The organism is Blastococcus brunescens (genome assembly GCF_035320885.1).
Lineage (GTDB): Bacteria > Actinomycetota > Actinomycetes > Mycobacteriales > Geodermatophilaceae > Blastococcus_B > Blastococcus_B brunescens.
Genome location: NZ_CP141261.1, coordinates 2921361 through 2942113 on the forward strand (window position 1 = coordinate 2921361; position 20753 = coordinate 2942113).

The following is a 20753-nucleotide window of genomic DNA, read 5'->3' on the forward strand; positions in this document are numbered from 1 at the left end:
GCGCGGGTCTCCCCTGCGCCGGCCGTCGTCCCGGACCCGTCAACGTCGGCACGAACAGCAGGACGACGCCTGCTGGGTCACTCGACGGGCACTCCGAGGTTGAGCAGCAGGTTCGTGGTGCCCGTGGACTCCCCGCCCACCACGGCACCGACCGCCTGGTCGCCGATCCAGCTCGCCACCTCGCCGGGCGCGGCGGCGGTCCGCGAGCCCAGGTACACCGCCGCGGCACCGGCGACGTGCGGGGCCGCCATCGACGTGCCGCTGATGCTCTTCACGCCGCCGTTGAGCCAGGCGGAGGTGACCTGGACACCCGGTGCCACGACGTCCACGCACGTCCCGTGGTTGCTGAAGGGCGCGAGGCTGTCGCCCGAGTCGCTGGCGGCCACGGTGACAGCTGTCGCCGCCGAGCTCGGGGACGTCGCACAGGCGTCCGCCGTCTCGTTGCCGGCGGCGACCGCGACGAACACGCCGTCGTCCACCAGCGCCGTGACGGCGTCGTTCAGCGCATCGGAGCGGGGGCCGCCGAGGCTCAGGTTGACCACCGAGGGCCCGGGTGGTTCTTCAGCACGTGGTCCAGGCCGGCGATGACGCCGCTGTAGGCGCCCGAACCGTTGCAGTCCAGCACCCGGACACTGCGCAGCTGCACGCGCTTGGCGACGCCGTGGGTGGTGCCACCGATCGTCCCCGCGACGTGCGTGCCGTGACCGTTGCAGTCGCCGCCCCGGGCGGGCTTGCCCCCGGCGTTGTCGAAGGCCAGCGTCGCCCGGCCGCCGAAGTCCGGGTGGGCGGTGGAGATGCCGGTGTCGACGACGTAGGCGGTCACGCCGGTCCCTGTCCCGGTCGTCGCGTAGCTGTAGAGCTGGTCCAGCCCGGCCGCATCGATCCGGTCGAGCCCCCACAGGCTGCCGTCGGCCGGTAGCTCCTGCGTCCCGTCCACGGGATCGGGCTGCGGGGTGGGCTCGGTCGAGCCGCCACCGCCCGGCTTGGTCGGCTTCCCCAACGGGACGACGGTGGCCACCCGGTCGACCTCCACCCCGCGGACCGAACCGTTGCGCCGCAGCGCGTTGACCTGTCCCGGCGTGAGGTCGGCCGCGAAGCCGTCGAAGACCTCGCTGTAGATGAATCGGGGAGATCGACAGGGCGCGTGCGAGGCCACGGGTGTCCGCACCGGGCTCGACGCGGACGATGTAGCTCCGCTGGCCGGCCTGGTCGTCCGGCGGCGCGGCCTGCGCGACGCCCACGATCGCCCCGCCGACCATCCCGGCACCGAGCGCCCCGGCCAGCGCCGCCCTCGCGAGTGATCTCATGTATGCCTGCTCCAGTCGCCCACCACGAGCCAGCCCCGGGGTAGCGGGAAGGTAGCGGCGGCGCGTCGTCCCTCGGGAACGCGACACGCACCGCTCGGCCCGCCGGTGCACTCGTGGCTCACCCGTCCCGCCGGCCCCGGCGGGTGAGGGGTGCACTCACCCCTGCCGATAGCGGCCCGGAGACGTACGGTTCTCGCGTAACCGTCCTCACCCGGGGGTTCCATGGCTCTGCTCCGCCGGATCGCATCCGCCGGCAGTGCCGCGCACGCAGCCGGGCACGAGGCCGCGCGCCTGGCCGCCGGCACCGCTGCGCTGGCCGCCCTCCCGGCCGTGGTCGGCGTCGGTCTGCTGACCGAATCCGCCACCCTCACCAGGCGCGTCGCCCGGGCCGGGGTCGACGTCGCCACGGGCTCCGCGCACCTGGCGAAGACCGCGGTGGTCCAGAGCACCCGCGCCGTCGGCACCCTGGTCACCGGCGCCGATCCGCTCCCCGGCGGGCACCTGCACGACCTGCTCGACGCCGCCAAGGGCATGGTCGAGCCGCCGGAGGCCCGCCACACGCGACGGGTCTGGGCGGACGGGGACCGCCTGCAGATCGAGGTCGAGGCCCCGGCCGACGAAGAGACCCCGGAGGCCAGGACGGCCCTGCGCCGGCACCTCGAGCGGCTCGAGGGCGTCCAGTGGGCCACGGTCAACGACGTCGTCGGCCGGGTCATGGTGGTCGTCGACGCCCGCCGGGTCACCGCCGAGGACGTCGTCGGCGTCGTCACCGAGATCGAGCAGGCCCGCGGCGGAAAGGGTGTCTTCCCGCAGCGCCCCGACCACCCGGCCGATCTCGAGCCGCTGCTGGCCGCAGTCCTCGCCGCCGCGGTCGACGCCACCGCCGTCGGGGTGGCCGCCGCCGCCAAGGTGCTGCCCATCCCGGCCGTCACCCGGCACGCCACCCTGCTCATGGCGCTGCTCGACACCCAGCAGTGGCTCAAGCGGGGCCTCGAGAGCCGCATCGGCGCGGTCGGCACCGACCTCGTCTTCGAGGGCACCGGCGCGCTGCTGCACTCCCTCACCCAGAGCCCCACCATCCCGGCGCTCAACGCCGCCGCCGCGCTGCAGCGGGCCCTGGAGATGCGTGCCCGCCGCCAGGTCTGGCGGCGCCGCGAGCGCGAGCTGTGCCGGCCGGAGCCGGACGACGACGCCGAGCCCGAGCAGCCCCCGGCCCCCGCCCCGGATCCCTGCCGAACGGCCCGATCGAGACCTACCGCGCCCGCCTCGACCCCACCGAGCTCGCCGCCTCCCTCGGCCTGCTGGCGCTCACCCGCCGCCCCGGCCGCTCCGCCGACCTCATGAAGGCGCTCACCCCCAAGGCCGCCGTCCAGGGCCGCGAGTCCTTCGCCGCGTCGCTGGACCTGCTGCTCTCCCGCCGCGGCATCCTGCCCATGGACGGCTCGGCCTACCGGCGCCTCGACCGCGTCGACACCGTCGTCGTCGACGGCGCCGCGCTGTGCACCGGCCCGCCGGTCGTGGTCGAGGCCACGGCAGAGGCCGACGGGTGGGACGACGCCGCCGTCTGGTCCGCCGCCACCCGCCTGCTCACCGACGACGGCGGCGCGAACCCACAGCAGAACGGCGCCCGCCTGCGACTCGGCCCACCCCGCACGACCACCGAACCCGGCGGCGACGTCCGCTCGCTGCTCCAGGGCCGCCGCAGGGTCGGCACGGTCACCATCGCCCCCGAGCTCGACCCGCACGCCGAGGCGCTGCTCAGCACCGCCACCGACGCCGGCCTCCGGCTCGTCCTCACTCCGCACACCGGCACCCGCGAGATCGCCGGCCTGGCCGACGAGGTGACCCCGGCCGACGAGCCGCTGGTCGAGACCGTCCGGCGGCAACAGCCCGACCGGCACGGCGTCCTGGTCGTCTCCGCCGTCGACGGCCCCGCGCTGATGGCCGCCGACGTCGCGGTCGCACCCGTCCTCGACGGCCACGCACCGGCATGGGGCGCCGACCTGGTCACCGGCTCCGGCCTCGCCGACGCCTGCCGGATCGTCGCCGCCACCGCCGACGCGAGGGCGTTCAGCCGGCGCGCGGCCGGCACCGCCCTGACCGGCAACGTCCTCGGCGCCCTGCTCGCCGGCGTGGGCAGCGCACGCTACGGGCAGCGGAAGGCCACGACGCCGGGCAAGTGGGCCACGTTCACCACCATGTCCACCGGCACGTGGGCCGCCGTCCGCACCGCCGGCCGCCCGGTGCCGGCCCCCACCGCGCACACGCCCTGGCACGCGCTCGACCCCGACGACGTCCTCCGCCGGCTGACCGACCTGCCCGGCGACGAGGAGCGTCGGCCGAACCGCGCGGCCGCCGCGGTCGGCCGCGTCGCCGCGCTGCCCGTCGTCGACGTCCCCGCCCGGTTCGCCCGCACGGTCAGCGCCGAGCTCGCGGACCCGCTCACCCCGGTGCTCGCCACCGGCGCCGCGGCCACCGCCGTGCTCGGCGACGTCACCGACGCGATCCTGGTCGGCAGCGTCACCGTCATCAACGCGCTGGTCAGCGGCCTGCAGCGGCTGCGGGCCGAGACGGCGCTGGAGTCGCTGCTGCTCGAGCAGGACAGCTGCGTGCGCCGGGAGACCGACGGCGACAGCGAGGAGGTCCCCGCCGGCGCGCTCCGCCTCGGCGACGTCGTCCTCGTCGAGCCCGGCGACGTCGTGGTCGCCGACGCCCGCCTGCTGGAGGTATCGGACCTGGAGGTCGACGAGTCCGGCCTCACCGGGGAGTCGCTGTCGGTCGCCAAGTCGGTGCCCGCCACGCCCGGCGCCGACGTCGCCGACCGCACCTGCATGCTCTTCGACGGCACCACGGTGGTGGCCGGCCGCGGCCGGGCCGTCGTCGTCGCCGTCGGCCAGGCCACCCAGGCCGGTCGCGCCGCCCGCGCCGCCGGTCGCGCCGCTCCCCGGCCGGCGTCCAGGCCCGGCTGGCCGAGCTGACCCGCGCCGTCCTGCCGCTCACCCTCGCCGGCGGCGGCGCGGTCACCGTCCTCGGCGTGCTGTGGGGCCGCCCGCTGCGCGAGTCGGTGGCCGCCGGCGTCGCCATCGCCGTGGCCGCCGTCCCCGAGGGCCTGCCGCTGGTGGCCACCGTCGCCCAGCAGGCCGCGGCCCGGCGGCTGTCGCGGCGCGGCGCGGTGGTGCGCAGCGCGCGGGTGCTGGAGGCGCTCGGCCGCGTCGACACCGTCTGCTTCGACAAGACCGGCACGCTGACGGAGAACCGGCTGCGCGTCGCCCGGCTCGCGCCCCTGGACGGCGGCACGAGCGAGGACGAGCTGCTCCGGCTGGCCGCCGCCGGCATGGGCAACGGCGACGACACCGCCCACGAGACCGACCGCGCCGTCCTCGACGCCGCCACCGAGCGCGACGCCGCCCACGACACCGCACCCGACGCGAGCCTGGCCTTCGCCGCCGGCCGCGGGTTCTCCGCCGCGGTCCGCGACGGCCGGCTGGTGGTCAAGGGCGCCCCGGAGACCGTGCTGCGGCGGTGTGCCGATGCCCCCGACGTCCGCGACCGCGTCAAGGAGCTGGCCGCCGACGGGCTGCGGGTGCTCGCCGTCGCCGACCGCGAGGTCGGCGGCACGCCCGACGACCTCGACGAGGCCGCGGAGGACCTCACCCTCCGCGGGCTGATCGGCCTCGCCGACACGCTGCGCGAGTCCTCCGTCCGCGCGGTCGAGCAGCTGCGCGCGGCCGGCGTCCGGGTCGTCGTCGCCACCGGCGACCACCCGGAGACGGCCGGCGCCATCGCCGCCGAGGCGGGCGTGCCCGACGCCGACCGGATCGTCACCGGCGGCCAGCTGGCCCGCGCCTCCGACGCCGAGCGGGCCCGGATGGTCGCCGAGGCCGCCGTCTTCGCCCGCCTCTCCCCGAGCAGAAGGTCACCCTGGTGACGGCGCTGCGCAAGGCGGGCGCGACGCTCGCCATGACCGGCGACGGGGTGAACGACGCCGCGGCGATCCGGCTGGCCGACGTCGGCGTCGGGGTCGAGGGCGCGGAGTCGCCGGCCGCCCGCACCGCCGCCGACCTGGTGCTCACCGACCTCGACCTCACCCGGCTCGTCGACGCGATCGCCGAGGGCCGGGCCATGTGGTCGCGCGTCCGGGACGCGGTGTCGATCCTCGTGGGCGGCAACGCGGGCGAGGTCGCCTTCACCGTGCTGGGCACCGCGATCGGCGGGCGGGCGCCGCTGGGCACCCGCCAGCTGCTGCTGGTCAACCTGCTCACCGACATGTTCCCGGCGCTGGCGGTCGCGGTCGCCGCCCCGCGCACCGTCCCGGTGGAGGACGACGACGGTCCGCTCGCCGGGCACCCGCTCGCGGCCGTGCTGCGGGCGGGCCCGCACCGCGGCTTCACCGACGCCGTGCGGCGCATGGTGCTCGTCCGGGGCGCGGCGACGACGGCCGGCGCGACCGGCGCCTGGGCGGTCGGCAAGGCCACCCCGGTCTTCCCGGCCGGGCCAGCACGATGGGCCTGGCCGCGCTGATCGCCACCCAGCTGGCGCAGACGGCGTGGATGGGCCGGCGCAGCCCGCTGGTGCTGGCCACCGTGGCCGGATCGCTCGCGATCCTCGTCGTCATCGTGCAGACCCCCGGCCTGAGCCGCTTCTTCGGCTGCACGCCGCTGGACCCGCTGTCCTGGTCGGTGGTGCTCGGTTCGGCCGTCGTCGGCGCCACGGGTGCCGAGGTCGTGCCCCGCGTGGTCGCCCGTCGGCGCACCGGGAGCGCCCCGGCCTGACCCACCCAGCTCCGCAGGCCACTCGGAGGCGCACCCGGCATACCCACCGTCGGGGCGCGCCCGGGCCCTCCCACGGCGGGAGCAGCGGGACGTCGCGCCCCGTTCCGCGCTGAGCGGCAGCTCACTACTGTGCCGCGATCATCCGCCCGAGGAGGTCGCCATGACCCAGACAGCCATGACCAGCGTCCAGCTCATGAAGAGTCTGTACGACGCATTCGGACGGGGTGACATCCCCACCGTCGTCGGGGCGATGGACGAGAACATCGAGTGGAACGAGGCCGAGGGCAGCCCCTGGCACCCGGGGCACGCCTTCGTCGGCCCGCAGCAGGTCGTGGAGGGGTGTTCGCCCGGATAGCCGAGGAGTACGAGGACTTCCGGATCGACTGCCGCCGCTTCCTGGCGGACGGCGACACCGTCGTCGTCGAGGTCCGCTACTCCGCCGCCCAGCACCGGGCGACGGGCAAGCCGTTGGACTCCCAGGCCGTGCACATCTGGGATCTGCGCGACGGCAAGCTGGTCCGCTTCCAGCAGTACGCCGACACCCGGAGGATGGCCGACGTCATGGGGGTCAGCGCCTACTGAGCTCCGCCGCGCGGGCGTTCCCGGCGCTACCGTCCGCCCGTGCACTCCGACGCGCCGGGCGGTCGGCCGCCGCGCAGCCGCCTGGCGCGGGCGGCCCGGCTGGCCGCGCTGCCGGCCGCGCACGTCGGACGTTCCGCGGTGGGCCTCGGCAGGCGGATCGGCGGCCGCCCTGCCGAGGCCGTCGCCGCGCAGGTGCAGCAGCGCACCGCGGAGCAGCTGTTCGCCACCCTCGGCCAGCTCAAGGGCGGCGCCATGAAGGTCGGTCAGGCGATGTCGGCGATGGAGGCTGCGCTGCCCGAGCAGCTGGTCGGTCCCTACCGCGAGGCGCTGGTGCGGCTGCAGGAGGCGGCGCCGCCCATGCCGACGGCGATGGTGCACGCGCAGCTCGACCGCGCCTTCCCGGGCGGCTGGCAGCGGCACCTGCGCGACTTCGACGACCGGCACGTCGCCGCGGCCAGCGTGGGCCAGGTGCACCGCGCCACCTGGTCCGACGGCACGCCGGTCGCCGTGAAGATCCAGTACCCCGGCGCCGCCGACGCGCTGGTCGCCGACCTCGGCATGCTGCAGCCGCTCGCCCCGGTCATCTCCGCCGCGATGCCCGGGCTCGACGTCCGCGAGCTGATCGCCGAGCTGCGCGCCCGCCTGGTGGATGAGCTCGACTACGCCCGGGAGGCCGAGAGCCAGACCGCGTTCGCCGACGCCTACCGCGACGACCCCGACATCGCCGTCCCGGACGTGCTCGCCGCCGAGGACGTCGTGCTGGTCACCCGCTGGCAGGACGGGACCCCGCTGTCGCGGGTGATCGCCACCGGCGCCCCGGCGGACCGGGACCGCGCCGGGCTCGTGCTGGTGCGCCTGCTGCTCTCCGCCCCGGTGCGCACCCGCCGGCTGCACGGCGACCCGCACCCCGGCAACTTCCGGCTGCTGCCCGACGGGCGGCTCGGCGTCCTCGACTTCGGCGCCACCGAGCCCATGCCGACCGGCTGGCCCACCCGGCTCGGCCCACTGCTGGCCGCCGGCCGGGACGGCGACGCGGCCGAGCTGCACCGCATCGCCGCCGCCGCAGGCCTGCTGCAGCCGGGCAGGGTCGATGCCGCCGCGCTGATGGCGCTGCTCGACCCCTACCTCGAGCCGCTACGCAGGCCCGAGTACCGGTTCACCCGGAGCTGGCTGCAGGAGCAGACCCGGCGCGCCTCCGACCCGCTGAGCAGCACCGCCCGCACCCAGCGCCGGCTGACCATCCCGCCCCGCCACCTGCTGCTGCAGCGCGTCGCCTCGGGGCTGGCCGGGGTCCTGTGCTCGCTCGGCGCCACGGTTCCGGTGGACGCCGAGGCGCGCCGGTGGCTGCCCGGCTACGACGCCGGGAGCGCGCCTACTCCGGCGTGACGTAGGCCCCCGAGATCCCGCCGTCCACCAGGAACGTGGACGCGGTCATGAACGACGAGTCGTCGCTGGCGAGGAAGGCGACCGCCGCGGCGATCTCCTCCGGCTGGGCGAAGCGGCCCAGCGGCACGTGCACCAGCCGGCGGGCGGCCCGGGCCGGGTCGGAGGCGAACAGCTCCTGCAGCAGCGGGGTGTTCACCGGCCCCGGGCACAGCGCGTTGACCCGGATGCCCTCGCGGGCGAACTGCACGCCCAGCTCCCGGCTCATCGACAGCACCCCGCCCTTGGAGGCGCTGTAGGAGATCTGCGACGTCGCAGCCCCCATCACCGCCACGAACGACGCGGTGTTGATGATCGAGCCCTTGCCCTGGCGCTGCATGTACGGGATCACCGTCTTGCAGCACAGGAACACCGACGTCAGGTTCACCTGCTGCACCCGCCACCAGGCGTCCAGGCCGGTGTCCAGGATCGAGTCGTCGTCCGGCGGCGAGATGCCGGCGTTGTTGAACGCGACGTCCACCGAGCCGTAGGTGTCGTAGGCGGCGGAGAACAGCGCCGCGACGTCGTCCTCCACTGTCACGTCGGTGCGCACGAACGTGCCGTCCACCTCCTTCGCCGCCGCAGCCCCGGCCGCCTCGTCGACGTCGGCGACGACGACCCGCGCCCCTCCGACGCCAGCCGGCGGGCCGACGCCAGCCCGATCCCGCTGCCGCCGCCGGTGATCACCGCGACCCGGCCGTCCAGACGCTGCATGTCCTACTCCTCCGTCGCCAGAAAGACGTTCTTGGTCTCGGTGAACGCGGCCAGCGCGTCCGGGCCAAGCTCCCGGCCCAGCCCCGACTGCTTGAAGCCACCGAACGGCGTCGCGTAGCGCACCGACGAGTGCGAGTTGACCGACAGGTTCCCGGCCTCCACACCTCGCGAGACCCGGAAGGCCCGGCCCACGTCCCGCGTCCAGATCGAGCCGCTCAATCCGTACTCGGAGTCGTTGGCGATCCGCACGGCGTCGTCCTCGTCGTCGAAGGGGACGACGGCGACCACCGGGCCGAACACCTCCTCGCGCAGCACCGGGTCGCCCGCCTCAGGGGTCAGCACCGTCGGCGGGAACCAGAACCCCGGGCCGGACGGCGCGCTCCCCGGTAGGCCACCCGCGCGTCGTCGGGCACGAAGGACGCCACCTTGTCGCGGTGGGACGCCGAGATCAGCGGCCCCATCTCCGTCGCCGGATCGGCCGGGTCGCCCACCCGCAGCCCGGTCACCGCCGGCTCCATCAGCTCCAGGAACCGGTCGAACACCGACCGCTGCACCAGGATCCGCGACCGCGCGCAGCAGTCCTGCCCCGCGTTGTCGAACACCCCGCCCGGCGCGCTCGCCGCCGCCTTCTCCAGGTCGGCGTCGGCGAACACGATGTTGGCGCTCTTGCCGCCGAGCTCCAGCGTCACCCGCTTGACCTGCTGCGCGCAGCCGGCCATCACCTGCTTGCCCACCGCCGTCGATCCGGTGAACGTCACCTTGCGCACCAGCGGGTGGTCGACGAACCGCTGCCCCACCACCGAGCCCTTGCCCGGCAGCACCTGGAACACGTCCTCCGGCAGCCCGGCCTCGCGCGCCAGCTCGCCCAGTCGAATGGCCGTCAACGGGGTCACCTCGGCCGGCTTGAGCAGCACGCAGTTGCCCGCGGCCAGCGCCGGCGCGAAGCCCCACACCGCGATCGGCATCGGGAAGTTCCACGGCGCGATCACGCCCACGACACCGAGCGGCTCCTGGAAGGTGATGTCCACCCCGCCCGCGACCGGGATCTGCCGGCCGAACAGCCGCTCGGGTGCGGCGGCGTAGTACTCGAGCACGTCCCGCACGTGCCCGGCCTCCCACCGCGCCGCGCCGATCGGGTGCCCGCTGTTGCGCACCTCCAGCGACGCCAGGTGCTCCACGTCGGCGTCCACCGCGGCCGCGAAGCGGCGCAGCAGCCAGGCCCGGTCGGCCGGGGCCACCCGCCGCCAGGCGGCATGGGCCGCCGAGGCGCGAGAAATGGCGTCGTCGGCCTCCCCGCCGACGTCAGCGCCACCTCCTGCAGGGCCTGCTCGTCGGCCGGGTTCACCAGCTGGATGGTGCTCGTCACGCGTTCCCTCGATACGGATGTCCGCCGAAGCGGCGTCGACCAGACTGCGGAACAGGCGCAGGTCCTCAGCCGTCTGCTCGGGATGCCACTGCACCCCGACGGCGAACCGCGGCCCGCGCAGCTCCACCGCCTCCACTGTGCCGTCCTCGGCGCGGCCGACGGGCACCAGGTCCGCCGCCAGCTCGCCGACCGCCTGGTGGTGGTAGCACTCCACCTCGACCTCGTCGCCGAGCAGCCCGCCCAGCAGGCTGTCCGCGTCGAGCCGCACCCGGGTGCGCCCGAAGGTCGCCGGCGCCGGCCGGTGCGCCTCGTGCCCGACCACCTCCGGCAGGTGCTGCACCAGCGTGCCGCCGAGCGCCACGTTGAGCACCTGCATGCCGCGGCACACCCCGAGCACCGGGACGTCGGCGGCCAGCGCCGCCCGCAGCAGCGTCTCCTCGGCGGTGTCCCGGACGACGGAGGTCCCGCCCGTCCGAGGGTGCGGCTGCGCACCGTAGCGCGCCGGGTCGACGTCCCCGCCCCCGCTGAGCACCAGCCCGTCGAGCACGTCCAGCACGTCCGGATCCACCTCCGGCAGCGGAGGCAGCAGCAGCGGCGTCCCTCCGGCCCGGACGACGACGTCGAGGTAGTCCCGCGGGATCAGCGCCGCCTCGTGGTCCCACACCCCGTGCCGGGCGGGCATGAGGTAGGTCGTCACCCCGATCCGGGGCGGCGCCGGTCAGAGGCGTTCGAAGCCACGCACCCGCTCCCAGTCGGTCACCGCGGCGTCGAAGGCGGTGACCTCGACCCGGGCGGCGTTGACGTAGTGGTCCACGACGTCCTGGCCGAACGCCGTCCGGGCCACCTCGCTGCCCTCGAGCAGCGCGGCCGCGTCGCGCAGCGTCGAGGGCACCCGCGGCTTGTCCGAGGTGTAGGCGTTGCCGGTCACCGGCTCCTCCAGCGGCAGCTCGTTCTCCACCCCGTGCAGCCCGGCCGCGATCAGCGCGGCCACGGCCAGGTAGGGGTTCACGTCACCGCCGGGCAGCCGGTTCTCGAACCGCAGCGACGCGCCGTGCCCGACGACCCGCAGCGAGCAGGTGCGGTTGTCCACGCCCCAGGCCACCGCGGTCGGCGCGAAGCTGCCCTCGGCGAACCGCTTGTAGGAGTTGATGTTCGGCGCGAGGAACGCGGTCAGCTCCGGCAGGCAGGCCAGCTGGCCGGCGAGGAAGTGCTCCATCAGCGGGCTGAACCCGTGCTCGCCGTCCCCGGCCAGCACGGTGCTGCCGTCGTCCCCGAGCAGGCTCAGGTGGATGTGGCAGGAGTTGCCCTCCCGCGCGTCGTACTTGGCCATGAAGCTCAGGCTCATGTCCTGCTGCGCCGCGATCTCCTTGGCGCCGGTCTTGTAGACGACGTGGTTGTCGCAGGTCGAGAGCGCGTCGCTGTACCGGAAGGCGATCTCGTGCTGGCCGAGGTTGCACTCCCCTTGATCGATTCGACGTAGAGGCCCGCCCCGGTCATCCCGCGGGCGATGCCGCGCAGCAGCCCGTCGATCCGCCCCGTGCCGATCAGGGAGTAGTCGACGTTGTACTGGTTGGCCGGCTCGAGGTCGCGGTAGCCGCGGCGCCACGCCTCCTCGTACGACGTCATGAAGGCGAAGAACTCCAGCTCCGTGCCGACGTACGCGGCCAGGCCGCGCTCGGCCAGCCGGTCCAGCTGCTTCTTCAGCACCTGTCGGGGTGACGGCTCGACCGGCCGGTCGTCGAGCCACAGGACGTCGCACAGCACCATCGCCGTTCCGGGGTGCCACGGGATCAGCCGCATCGTGCTGAGGTCGGGGCGTAGCGCGAAGTCGCCGTACCCGGTGTCCCAGGAGGTCATGGCGTAGCCGGCGACGGTGTTCATCTCGACGTCGACGGCGAGCAGGTAGTTGCACGCCTCGGCGCCGTGCGCCAGCACCTCCTCCATGAAGTACCGCGCACCGCAGCGCTTGCCCTGCAGCCGCCCCTGCATGTCGGTCATGGCCACGAGCACGGTGTCGACATCGCCGCCCTCGACGAGCCTGGTCAGCTCCTCGACCGTCAGCGGTGCCGGGGGTCGCTCCACGTCGCCTCCTCGGGCGGTGCGTCGTCCCCGAGGACGACCGCAGCCTGCAACGGGCCAACCGAAGCCCAATAGGAGTGCATGGAACAGCGCGTTCGGGTCCGCCGTCAACGCCGACTCTTGACACCACAGCGGCCGAGCACCACGCTTCCGGCCACGCATCTGCTCCAAAGGTCCACCTCGAGCCCCATTGCCCGCCGCCCGGCGGGCCCGCAGCCGGGAGAGCCCATGGCCGATCGCCGACACGTGCACGGAGCCGACTACGAGCAGATGGGCGCGGACTACCTGCACCAGCGCCAGCTCAAGTCGGGAGCCGCCGGCTGGGTGCTGCTGGCCGGGCTCGGCGTCGCCTACGTCATCTCCGGCGACTTCGCGGGCTGGAACTTCGGCCTCGCCGAGGGCGGCTGGGGCGGCCTGCTCATCGCCACCGTCCTGATGGCGATCATGTACACCGCGATGGTCTTCGGCCTCGCCGAACTCGCCTCGGCGCTGCCGGTCGCCGGCGCCGGCTACGGGTTCGCCCGCCGGGCGATGGGCCCGCTGGCCGGCTTCGCCACCGGCACGGCGATCCTCATCGAGTATGTCATCGCCCCGGCGGCCATCGTCGTGTTCATCGGCGGGTACGTCGAGGCGCTGGGCCTGTTCGGCCTCACCAGCGGCTGGCCGGTGTACCTGGTCTGCTACGCGATCTTCGTCGGCATCCACCTGTACGGCGTGGGCGAGGCGCTGAAGCTCATGTTCGGCATCACCGCGATCGCCGTCGTCGCGCTCGCGGTGTTCGTCATCGGGATGATCCCGCAGTTCAGCGCGTCCAACCTGTTCGACATCGAGCCGACCGCGCCGCGGGCGCCAGCGACTTCCTCCCGTTCGGCTTCGCCGGGGTGCTGGCCGCCTTCGTCTACGGCATCTGGTTCTTCCTGGCCGTCGAAGGCGTCCCGCTGGCCGCCGAGGAGTCGCGCGACCCGAAGCGGGACATGCCCCGCGGGATCATCGCGGCGATGATGGTGCTGCTCGTCTTCGCCGCCCTCATCCTGCTCACCGCCCCCGGCGGGGCCGGCGCCGCCGCCATCGCCGACTCGGACAACCCGCTGCCCCTGGCGCTGCGCGAGGCCTACGGCGGCAACCCGTGGATGGCGGACTTCGTCAACTACGCCGGGCTGGCCGGGCTGGTGGCGAGCTTCTTCTCCATCGTCTTCGCCTACTCGCGACAGCTGTTCGCGCTCTCGCGGGCGGGCTACCTACCGCGCTGGCTGTCGCGCACCAGCTCCCGCCGGACGCCGTACCTGGCGCTGATCGTGCCGGGCACGATCGGCTTCCTGCTCGCCGCGATCACCCAGGACGGCGCACTGCTGATCAACATCGCGGTGTTCGGGGCGACGGTGTCCTACGTGCTGATGACGCTGTCGCACATCGTGCTGCGCAAGCGGGAGCCCGACCTCCCCGGCCGTACCGCACCCCCGGCGGGGTCGTGACCACCGGCATCGCATTGGTGCTCGCCGCGGCCGCCGTCGTGGCCACCTTCTTCGTCGACGTCAAGGCCGCCGGCATCACCGCGGCCATCTTCGTCGCGGCGCTCGCCTACTTCTGGTTCTACAGCCGGCACCGCCTGGTGGCCAACGCCCCGGAGGAGGAGTTCGAGGCGGTCAGCCGGGCCGAGGCCGAGCTCGCCGGCGACTGATCCCGTGCGGACCCTGGCCGTGCCCGACCGGGAGGGCCTACCCCCGACGGAGCCGGCCGTCCGCGGCGCCGACGAGGCGCTGTTCCGCCCGATCCGCGGCGGCAACGCGTTCGAGGAGACCGTCGAGCGGCTGCTGTCCACGCTCCGGCTCGGCGTCGTCGCCCCCGGCGGGCGGCTGCCCCCGGGACGGGAGCTGTCCGCCCGCCTCGGGGTGAGCCGGGCGACCCTGCGCGAGGCGCTGGCCACCCTGCAGACCGCCGGGTACCTGGCGTCCCGGCGCGGCCGCTACGGCGGCACTTTCGTCGTCGCCACCCCGCCGCCCGGCTCCGGGCCCGGCCCCGGCGGCCGCTCCGCGGCGGAGATCGACGACGTCCTGGCCTACCGGCAGGTGCTCGAGTCGGGTGCGGCCGAGGCCGCGGCGGCCCGCTCGCTCACCCGCGCCGACCGCGAGCACCTCTCCACCCGGCTGGCCGAGTGCACCGGCGCCGGCCCGGCGGACTACCGGCGCCTGGACTCCCGGCTGCACCTGGCCGTCGCGGAGGTCGCCGGCTCCCCGTCCCTGACGACGGCGGTCGTCGACATCCGGTCGCGGGTCAACGAGCTGCTCGACGCGATCCCACTGCTGGCGCCCAACATCGAGCACTCCGACCGCCAGCACGCGGCGATCGTCACCGCGATCCTGGCCGGCGACCCGGCCGGCGCCCGGCGGACCATGGCCGAGCACCTGGCCGGCACCGCGGCGCTGCTGCGCGGCTTCCTGACCTGACCGCGGCGGTCCGCCGGCGCCGACGCCGAGGGGCGCCATGGCCTTCGAGCAGCGTGCTCCGCCCGTTCATCAGTCCGTCCGCACAGCGATTCCGGCCGCCGTTCCAGCCGGTGCAGCGTCGTGTCGTCCGGGGTAGGGAATGCGACCGCACGAACACTGAGCACGCCGTGGTACCCATGTGCATCCCGTATCGGTACCGTACTTCCTGTGAGCACCCAGATCGCCGTTCGACTGCCCGAGGAACTGGTCGAGTTCATCGACCGCCTGGTGTCCGACGGCCGCGCCGCGTCCCGGGCCGCCGTCGTCAGCCAGGCGCTGCAACGGGAACGCCGGCGCGACATCGCGGCACGCGACGCCGCAATCCTCGCTGCTGCCGACGGCGAGGACGACGATCTCGACGCGCTCGCCGAGCACGCGGCCCGCGTTCCGCTGGACGACCTCGACTGATGCGGCCGATCCACCTCGCCACGCTGGACAAGACCCGGCCCGTCCTGGTCCTGACCCGGGAGCTGGTGCGCCCTCACCTCGCTCGCGTCACCGTCGCCCCGATCACCAGCACCGTCCGCGGGCTGTCCACCGAGGTCCCGGTCGGACCGGACAACGGGCTGGACCATCCGAGCGTGGTCAGCTGCGACAACGTCGTCACCATTCCGACGGCGGCGCTCGGCCGGCAGATCGGCCGACTGCTGCCCGAACAGGAACACGTCCTCACGGCAGCTCTGCACGCAGCCTTCGACCTCGACGAGCTGCCGCTTCCCCGCTGAGTTCCGCGAGAGCGGCTCAGGTGAACAGGCCGCGGATGTCGTCGGCCGTCAACTGCCCCGACAGGGCGCCGGAGTCGTCGTCCAGCACCCGGGCGAACAGGTCCCGCTTGCGCGCCTGGAGCGCCACCACCTTCTGCTCGATGGTGTCCGCGGCGACCAGCCGGTAGACCATCACCGTCTTGTCCTGGCCGATCCGGTGCGCGCGGTCGACCGCCTGCGCCTCCGCCGCCGGGTTCCACCACGGGTCGAGCACGTACACGTAGTCGGCCTCGGTGAGGTTCAGCCCGAACCCGCCGGCCTTGAGGCTGATCAGGAAGACCGGCGCCCGCCCGTCGCGGAACTCCTCGATGCGCTGCTGCCGGTCCCGCGTGCTCCCGTCCAGGTAGGCGTACGGCAGCCCGGCGGCGTCCAGCTGCGCGCGCACCGTCCCGAGGAAGCCGGTGAACGAGCTGAACACCAGCGCCCGGTGGCCCTCGGCGACCACCTCCTGCAGGTGCTCCAGGAACGCATCGGCCTTGCTGGACCGGACGCCGGCGTACTCGTCGTCGACCAGCGACGCATCCAGCGCCAGCTGCCGCAGCAGGGTCAGCGACCGGAAGATCGTGAACCGGTGCTGCTGCAGGTCGTCGACGAGGCCGAGCACCTTGCGCCGCTCCCGCTGCAGGTGGGTGTCGTAGATCTTGCGGTGCCTGGGGTTGAGCACCACCTCGAGCACCTGCTCCTGCTTGGGCGGCAGCTCCGCGGCGACCTGCTCCTTGGTGCGGCGGCGCATCAGCGGCCGGATCCGGCGGCGCAGTGCGGCCAGGACCTCGGGGTCGCCGGCCTTCTCGATCGGGATCCGGTAGTGCTCGGTGAACCGCTGCGGGCTCGGGAACAGCCCGGGCGCGACGATCGAGAGCATCGCCCACAGGTCCATCAGGTTGTTCTCCACCGGCGTCCCGGTGATCGCGAGCTTGAACCGGGCCGGCAGCCGCCGCGCCGCCGCGTACGTCTTCGCCTGGTGGTTCTTCACGAACTGCGCCTCGTCGAGCACCAGCCCGCTCCAGGGCAGCGCAAGGTAGTCCTCCTCACCCAGCCGCAGCAGGGTGTAGGAGGTGACCACCAGGTCGGCGCCGTCGACCATCTCGGCCAGTGGCATGCCCAGCTTGCGGCCGGTGGCGGTGACCACCCGGACGGCGAGGCCGGGCGCGAACCGCTCCGCTTCACGCGCCCAGTTCGACACCACGCTCGTCGGTGCCACGACCAGCATTGGCGCGGTCAGCTCCCCGGCCGCCTTCGCCCGGCAGACCAGGGCCAGGGCCTGCAGCGTCTTGCCCAGCCCCATGTCGTCGGCGAGCACGCCGCCGAGCCCGGCGTCCCACAGCACCGACAGCCACTGGTACCCCTGCAGCTGGTACGGGCGCAGCTGCGCGGCCAGCCCGGCCGGCGACGGCGCCGGTGCCGCGCCGTCCACGTCGAGCAGCTCCCGGACGTCGCGCGACCAGCGCTCGCTCTGCTCGGCCACCACGCCCAGCTCGACGAGCTCGTCCCACAACCCCGCCTGGTAGCGGCTGATCCGCAGGCCCGACCGGTCGGCGTCCTGCAGCGCCCGCGCCTCCTCGATCAGCTTCCGCAGCCGGTCGAACTCCGGCCGGCGGACGTCGAACCAGGTGCCGCTGGGCAGCAGCAGGTGCTCCTCCCCGCCGCGAGCGCCGCGAACAGCGGGGCGAACGGGATGTCCTCGCCGTCCACGCTCACCGTGACGCCCAGGTCGAACCAGTCGGAGTCCCCGCCGTCGGTGGCCGACACCTCGACCACCGGGACGGCGTCCGTCCGCCGGAACTCCGGCGGCTCCCCGTCACCTCGACGAGCACCCCCGCGTCGGCGAGCCGGGGCAGGAAGTCGGTCGTCAGGACGGCGGCGTCCACGCCCGACAGCTCGGCGACCGGCATGGGCCCCGCCTTCGGGGCGACGCGCCACATCCGCAGCAGCCGGTCGGGCGGCTCCGGCAGCGCCCGAAGCACCCGATCCTCGGCGGCGAGGTCACGGACCGCGTCCGCGGCACCGCCCGGGGATGCCAGCGGCACCTGCCGGACGGAGTCCCCCGCGCGGTAGCGCACCGACCACGTGAGGCGGACCCGGTGCCCGGCGGCGTGCTCGACGTGCACGCACAGCTGCGGCGGCAGCACCTCCGGCAGCTCCACCGACCCGTCGGACGAGCGCACCGGCAGCGCCCGCTGCAGCGCGGGGTAGAACACGGTGAGGAAGCGGTCCCGGTCGGCCGGCGGCACGTGCACGGGCCCACCGGTCACGAACCGCTCGACGCTCCGGGGATCCGCTGCAGCGGGAGGAGGAGCAGCAGCCCGCCGTCCGGGGCGGTGCCGGCGGGGAGCCCGTCGGCCGTCGCGGTCAGCGCGGCCCCGTGCGGCGGGCTGCCGAGGAGTCGCACCGACTCGACCGGGATGCGGACGCCGTCGGCCAGTTCCAGCACCGCCCGCACCCGCAGACCGGCGTCCTCGCCCTGGCGGACGTCGACGGTGACCGCGCCCGGACGGTCGGCGATCCGCACCGGCGCGCCCCGCGTGGTCAGCAGGGGCACCCCGTCGTCCGTGGCCCGCTGCAGGGCCGGCCACAGCGCGGGCCCGAACTCCTCGAGCCGGACCGGCACCTCGGCGGAGCGGTAGTAGTAGCCGGTGCCCTCGTCGGCCGCCCGGTGCGCCTGCTGGAGCGCGACCAGTGCGGCCACGTGCGCGGGATCGCGCCGGCCGGAGTAGTCGTGCTCCAGGTTCCGCCAGGACACCCCGGTCCGCACCCACCGTCCTTTGCGCCCGGCACGACGGGGCGCAACCGCACCGACGCCTCGGACGCGCCCCGTCCGCCCGGCTGCTCGACGTCGAACTGCAGTCCGACCGGGGTCAACCCGGACCCGGACGACGTCGGTTCCACCAGGGCGGCCAGCGCGAACTCCCAGTCCGGCGCCCGGGGAGCCGCCGGCGTCGCCAGCAGGGCCTGCCGGGCAGCCACCAGCACCGCGGCGGCGTGCTTGCAGTCCTCGCCGACCGGGCAGCTGCACTCGCCCCACCACCGGGCGTCGGCGCGGTCGAACACCGCCACCGTCTGGTAGACGCGCCGCTGGCTGCCGACCACCAGGGCGCCGAGCTCACCGGTCGAGCGGGCGTAGGAGATCTCCGAGACCCGGCCCTCGCGGGCGTACGCGGCACCGCGCCGCCACGCGTCGTCGCCGACCGACCGACGAATGACGGCGTCGGCGAGCATCGGACGCAGGTCCTCGAGCACGGCCCGAGGCTAGCGACGCCGACCGTCGCGAAGCCCGACCGTCCACACCTGCCCGGCTCGCCGACGTCGTGCGCGGCGTCGTAGGCGAGGTTCTACCGGTTCTGCGCGTGCCGGTCGTTCGGCAGATCGGCCAGCGCCGTCTCGGCCTGCTCCAGGAACGCCGCGCAGCGACGCTCGTCGACCGGGACCCGCTCGAGCCGCCGCGCCGCCATGAGCGCATCGACAGCGCGCTGCTGCGCGAGGGACAGCGGCGTCACTGCCACGGCAGGTCTCCGATGACGGGCACGGTCGGGCTGCTCCGGACCTGGGCGAGGAAGCCGCTACGCTTCCCGATCTCGTCCGGGGTCATGATCGTCGGGCTGACCTCGCGGCCGACCTGGTCGCCGACGCGTCGGGACGCGTCGTAGACCGCCATGGGGTCGGGTGTGCCCACGACCATGACGTCGATGTCGTTCGGTGCATCGCCGGGCTCACCGCACATCCGGGCAGCGAACGAGCCGTAGAGGAAGGCGCCCTGCACGCCCGCGATCTCACGCAGCTCGGCGGCCAGCAGCGGAACCGGCCCGGCAGAGACCAGCAGCAGGTCCCGTACCGGTCGGCTCAGCGGCGACCCGGGGTTGGGGCGGACGAACCGGGCCTGACCGACCCGCCGTTCGCTGAGCAGACCCGCGTCGAGCAGCCTGCGCACCTCTCGGTGCACCGTGCCGTAGGCGAGCCCCGCGCGCTGGGCGAGCTCGTTCAGGTTGAGTTCGTCCGCTCCGGACAGGAACAGCTCGGCCAGCAGCCGCGCCTGCCCGTCCGAGCGGAACAAGGGTGCGACGAGGGGCGGAGCAGTTCTCACAAAAGGCGATAGCAGTATCCAGTTAACAGGTACTCAAGAGGCCGCCCGGTCCCGGGCACCGATCGTGCCCACCCGTCCGCGGAGGACCTCAGCCTTCGCCGAGCCGCCCGCGCAGCCAGTCGTGGAACAGCGCGAGGTGGTGCTCGACAGGGACCAGCACGCCGCCGGCCGCGTAGGCCCGCGAGCTCATCCCCGGCTGGGTGCGCTCGCAGGCGGCGAAGTCCTGCTGGTTGACCCGGTGGAACAGCTCCACCGACCGGGAGACGTCCAGCCCCGCGGCGACCACCTCCGGCGCGTACAGCCAGTCGCACTCGATCACGGTGCGGTCCACGGCCAGCGGGGTCATCCGCAGCAGGATCACGTGGTCGGGCACCAGGTTGAGGAACACCGCCGGCTTGATGGTGGCCGCGTAGTAGCGCCGGTCCCGGTCCGGGTCGATCCCCGGCAGCGCGGGAAGCCGGCGCCGCCGTCGACGGTGAAGCCTTTGGCGGACGCCGCGAACTCCGCCCCGTGCCCGACGTAGGACTGCGCGGCGTAGCCGCGGCTGAACTCCGGCAGCACGTCGGTCAGCTCGGGATGGATCGTCGCGCAGTGGTAGCACTCCATGAAGTTCTCGACGACGAGCTTCCAGTTCGCCGCGACGTCGTAGCGGATCCGCCGGCCCAGGGCCAGCCGCCCGACGTCGTACTCCTCGATCGCCGCCGGGTCGCCGAGCCGCTCGGTCACCGCGCCGACGACGTCGTCCTCGAAGCACGGCGGGTCGTCGGCCAGGCACACCCACGCGTAGCCCAGCCACTCGCGCAGGTGCACCGGCACCAGCCCGTTGGCCACCCGGTCGACGTCGGGCATCCGCGCCAGGTTCGGTGCGGCGACCAGCGCACCGTCCAGCCCGAACGACCACGCGTGGTACGGGCAGCGCAGCGTCCGGTTCACCTGGCCCGACTCCTCGGTGCACAGCTGCGCGCCGCGGTGCCGGCACACGTTGAGGAACGCCCGCAGTACGCCGTCCCGGCCGCGCACCACCAGCACGCTCTCCCGGCCGACCTGCACCCGCCGGAAGCTGCCGGGGGTGGCGACCTCGTCGGTGCGGGCGACGCACTGCCACATCACCTCGAACACCCGCTCCTGCTCGCGGGTGAACAGCGCCGGATCGGTGTAGTACCGCCCGGGCAGGGTGGACATCAGG

26 protein-coding genes and 3 pseudogenes are annotated in these 20753 nt (G+C 74.5%); 14 read left to right on the forward strand and 15 right to left on the reverse strand.

All coding sequences use genetic code 11. The annotated features are described in order from the left end of the window. Positions 1 to 77: 77 nt before the first annotated feature. Together U6N30_RS19505 and U6N30_RS19510 are read right to left on the reverse strand one after the other, a co-directional pair. Positions 78 to 542 carry a S8 family serine peptidase gene (locus U6N30_RS19505; protein WP_324273572.1) on the reverse strand — a complete coding sequence of 155 codons (465 nt, stop codon included), beginning with the start codon at positions 540 to 542 and terminating at the stop codon, positions 78 to 80. Then, on the reverse strand, positions 530 to 1156 hold the full coding sequence (locus U6N30_RS19510; protein ID WP_324273573.1) for a S8 family serine peptidase: 627 nt from the start codon (positions 1154 to 1156) through the stop codon (positions 530 to 532). The genes U6N30_RS19505 and U6N30_RS19510 overlap by 13 nt, the downstream gene beginning before the upstream one ends. Before the next feature lie 373 nt (positions 1157 to 1529). On the opposite strand from U6N30_RS19510, the gene U6N30_RS19515 reads away from it, so the two are divergent. The 8 genes from U6N30_RS19515 to U6N30_RS19545 all read left to right on the forward strand — a co-directional run bounded on the left by U6N30_RS19515 (position 1530) and on the right by U6N30_RS19545 (position 8047). Next, positions 1530 to 2651 carry a hypothetical protein gene (locus U6N30_RS19515; RefSeq protein WP_324273574.1) on the forward strand — a complete coding sequence of 374 codons (1122 nt, stop codon included), beginning with the start codon at positions 1530 to 1532 and terminating at the stop codon, positions 2649 to 2651. Then, the gene (locus U6N30_RS35580) at positions 2648 to 4285 is read left to right on the forward strand and encodes a P-type ATPase actuator domain-containing protein (RefSeq protein WP_479690520.1); all 1638 of its coding nucleotides are present in this window, start codon (positions 2648 to 2650) and stop codon (positions 4283 to 4285) included. Before U6N30_RS19515 ends, U6N30_RS35580 begins: the two co-directional genes overlap by 4 nt. A 56-nt stretch (positions 4286 to 4341) precedes the next feature. Further along, on the forward strand, positions 4342 to 5235 hold the full coding sequence (locus U6N30_RS35585; protein ID WP_479690521.1) for an HAD-IC family P-type ATPase: 894 nt from the start codon (positions 4342 to 4344) through the stop codon (positions 5233 to 5235). Further along, positions 5232 to 5828, forward strand: coding sequence for an HAD-IC family P-type ATPase (locus U6N30_RS19525; protein ID WP_324273575.1), 597 nt, complete (start codon positions 5232 to 5234; stop codon positions 5826 to 5828). Before U6N30_RS35585 ends, U6N30_RS19525 begins: the two co-directional genes overlap by 4 nt. Further along, entirely contained in the window at positions 5810 to 6079 is a 270-nt protein-coding gene (locus U6N30_RS19530; RefSeq protein ID WP_324273576.1) for a cation transporting ATPase C-terminal domain-containing protein, read from the forward strand. The genes U6N30_RS19525 and U6N30_RS19530 overlap by 19 nt, the downstream gene beginning before the upstream one ends. A gap of 160 nt (positions 6080 to 6239) precedes the next feature. Then, positions 6240 to 6434: a nuclear transport factor 2-like protein gene (locus tag U6N30_RS19535; protein ID WP_324273577.1), complete on the forward strand. Its 195-nt coding sequence runs from the start codon at positions 6240 to 6242 to the stop codon at positions 6432 to 6434. Then, positions 6419 to 6661 carry a nuclear transport factor 2 family protein gene (locus U6N30_RS19540; protein ID WP_324273578.1) on the forward strand — a complete coding sequence of 81 codons (243 nt, stop codon included), beginning with the start codon at positions 6419 to 6421 and terminating at the stop codon, positions 6659 to 6661. The genes U6N30_RS19535 and U6N30_RS19540 overlap by 16 nt, the downstream gene beginning before the upstream one ends. Before the next feature lie 39 nt (positions 6662 to 6700). Continuing rightward, positions 6701 to 8047, forward strand: a complete 1347-nt coding sequence (locus U6N30_RS19545) for an ABC1 kinase family protein (protein WP_324273579.1) — start codon at positions 6701 to 6703, stop codon at positions 8045 to 8047. Here the strand turns inward: U6N30_RS19545 and U6N30_RS19550 are convergent. From U6N30_RS19550 to U6N30_RS34230, 5 genes and pseudogenes are all read right to left on the reverse strand, one after another. Then, the gene (locus U6N30_RS19550) at positions 8034 to 8651 is read right to left on the reverse strand and encodes a 3-oxoacyl-ACP reductase (RefSeq protein ID WP_324273580.1); all 618 of its coding nucleotides are present in this window, start codon (positions 8649 to 8651) and stop codon (positions 8034 to 8036) included. The genes U6N30_RS19545 and U6N30_RS19550 overlap by 14 nt on opposite strands. Then, entirely contained in the window at positions 8621 to 8797 is a 177-nt protein-coding gene (locus U6N30_RS19555; protein WP_324273581.1) for a hypothetical protein, read from the reverse strand. The genes U6N30_RS19550 and U6N30_RS19555 overlap by 31 nt, the downstream gene beginning before the upstream one ends. 3 nt (positions 8798 to 8800) lie before the next feature. Next, positions 8801 to 9139, reverse strand: coding sequence for an aldehyde dehydrogenase family protein (locus U6N30_RS19560; RefSeq protein ID WP_324273582.1), 339 nt, complete (start codon positions 9137 to 9139; stop codon positions 8801 to 8803). Then, the gene (locus U6N30_RS19565; RefSeq protein WP_324273583.1) at positions 9133 to 10860 is read right to left on the reverse strand and encodes an aldehyde dehydrogenase family protein; all 1728 of its coding nucleotides are present in this window, start codon (positions 10858 to 10860) and stop codon (positions 9133 to 9135) included. Before U6N30_RS19565 ends, U6N30_RS19560 begins: the two co-directional genes overlap by 7 nt. Before the next feature lie 21 nt (positions 10861 to 10881). Further along, positions 10882 to 12404, reverse strand: a pseudogene (locus U6N30_RS34230) (glutamine synthetase family protein). A 108-nt stretch (positions 12405 to 12512) separates the two neighbouring features. On the opposite strand from U6N30_RS34230, the pseudogene U6N30_RS35590 reads away from it, so the two are divergent. The 6 genes and pseudogenes from U6N30_RS35590 to U6N30_RS19605 all read left to right on the forward strand — a co-directional run. Further along, positions 12513 to 12986 (forward strand): annotated as a pseudogene (locus tag U6N30_RS35590) (ethanolamine permease); the annotation flags it as partial. 137 nt (positions 12987 to 13123) lie between these two features. After that, a complete protein-coding gene (locus U6N30_RS19585) occupies positions 13124 to 13714 on the forward strand; it encodes an amino acid permease (protein ID WP_479690522.1) in 591 nt (196 codons plus the stop codon). Then, the gene (locus tag U6N30_RS19590; RefSeq protein ID WP_324273586.1) at positions 13711 to 13920 is read left to right on the forward strand and encodes a hypothetical protein; all 210 of its coding nucleotides are present in this window, start codon (positions 13711 to 13713) and stop codon (positions 13918 to 13920) included. Before U6N30_RS19585 ends, U6N30_RS19590 begins: the two co-directional genes overlap by 4 nt. A gap of 4 nt (positions 13921 to 13924) precedes the next feature. After that, positions 13925 to 14686, forward strand: a complete 762-nt coding sequence (locus U6N30_RS19595) for a FadR/GntR family transcriptional regulator (RefSeq protein WP_324273587.1) — start codon at positions 13925 to 13927, stop codon at positions 14684 to 14686. Positions 14687 to 14893: 207 nt separating this feature from the next. After that, the gene (locus U6N30_RS19600) at positions 14894 to 15133 is read left to right on the forward strand and encodes a ribbon-helix-helix domain-containing protein (protein WP_324273588.1); all 240 of its coding nucleotides are present in this window, start codon (positions 14894 to 14896) and stop codon (positions 15131 to 15133) included. Then, positions 15133 to 15450: a type II toxin-antitoxin system PemK/MazF family toxin gene (locus U6N30_RS19605; protein WP_324273589.1), complete on the forward strand. Its 318-nt coding sequence runs from the start codon at positions 15133 to 15135 to the stop codon at positions 15448 to 15450. The genes U6N30_RS19600 and U6N30_RS19605 overlap by 1 nt, the downstream gene beginning before the upstream one ends. A gap of 16 nt (positions 15451 to 15466) precedes the next feature. On the opposite strand, the gene U6N30_RS19610 is transcribed toward U6N30_RS19605, so the two are convergent. From U6N30_RS19610 to U6N30_RS34235, 8 genes and pseudogenes are all read right to left on the reverse strand, one after another. Next, positions 15467 to 16984 carry a DEAD/DEAH box helicase gene (locus tag U6N30_RS19610; RefSeq protein ID WP_324273590.1) on the reverse strand — a complete coding sequence of 506 codons (1518 nt, stop codon included), beginning with the start codon at positions 16982 to 16984 and terminating at the stop codon, positions 15467 to 15469. A gap of 68 nt (positions 16985 to 17052) precedes the next feature. After that, complete coding sequence (locus U6N30_RS19615) at positions 17053 to 17187, reverse strand: hypothetical protein (protein WP_324273591.1); 135 nt, start codon at positions 17185 to 17187, stop codon at positions 17053 to 17055. Beyond that, entirely contained in the window at positions 17184 to 17741 is a 558-nt protein-coding gene (locus U6N30_RS19620; protein ID WP_324273592.1) for a hypothetical protein, read from the reverse strand. Before U6N30_RS19620 ends, U6N30_RS19615 begins: the two co-directional genes overlap by 4 nt. Further along, positions 17738 to 18028, reverse strand: coding sequence for a hypothetical protein (locus tag U6N30_RS19625; protein ID WP_324273593.1), 291 nt, complete (start codon positions 18026 to 18028; stop codon positions 17738 to 17740). Before U6N30_RS19625 ends, U6N30_RS19620 begins: the two co-directional genes overlap by 4 nt. Beyond that, on the reverse strand, positions 18016 to 18726 hold the full coding sequence (locus tag U6N30_RS19630; RefSeq protein WP_324273594.1) for an SWIM zinc finger family protein: 711 nt from the start codon (positions 18724 to 18726) through the stop codon (positions 18016 to 18018). Before U6N30_RS19630 ends, U6N30_RS19625 begins: the two co-directional genes overlap by 13 nt. Positions 18727 to 18818: 92 nt before the next feature. Beyond that, a complete protein-coding gene (locus U6N30_RS19635; protein ID WP_324273595.1) occupies positions 18819 to 18989 on the reverse strand; it encodes a hypothetical protein in 171 nt (56 codons plus the stop codon). Further along, complete coding sequence (locus tag U6N30_RS19640; RefSeq protein WP_324273596.1) at positions 18980 to 19537, reverse strand: winged helix-turn-helix domain-containing protein; 558 nt, start codon at positions 19535 to 19537, stop codon at positions 18980 to 18982. Before U6N30_RS19640 ends, U6N30_RS19635 begins: the two co-directional genes overlap by 10 nt. 118 nt (positions 19538 to 19655) lie before the next feature. Continuing rightward, positions 19656 to 20749, reverse strand: a pseudogene (locus U6N30_RS34235) (aromatic ring-hydroxylating oxygenase subunit alpha). Positions 20750 to 20753: the final 4 nt, after the last annotated feature.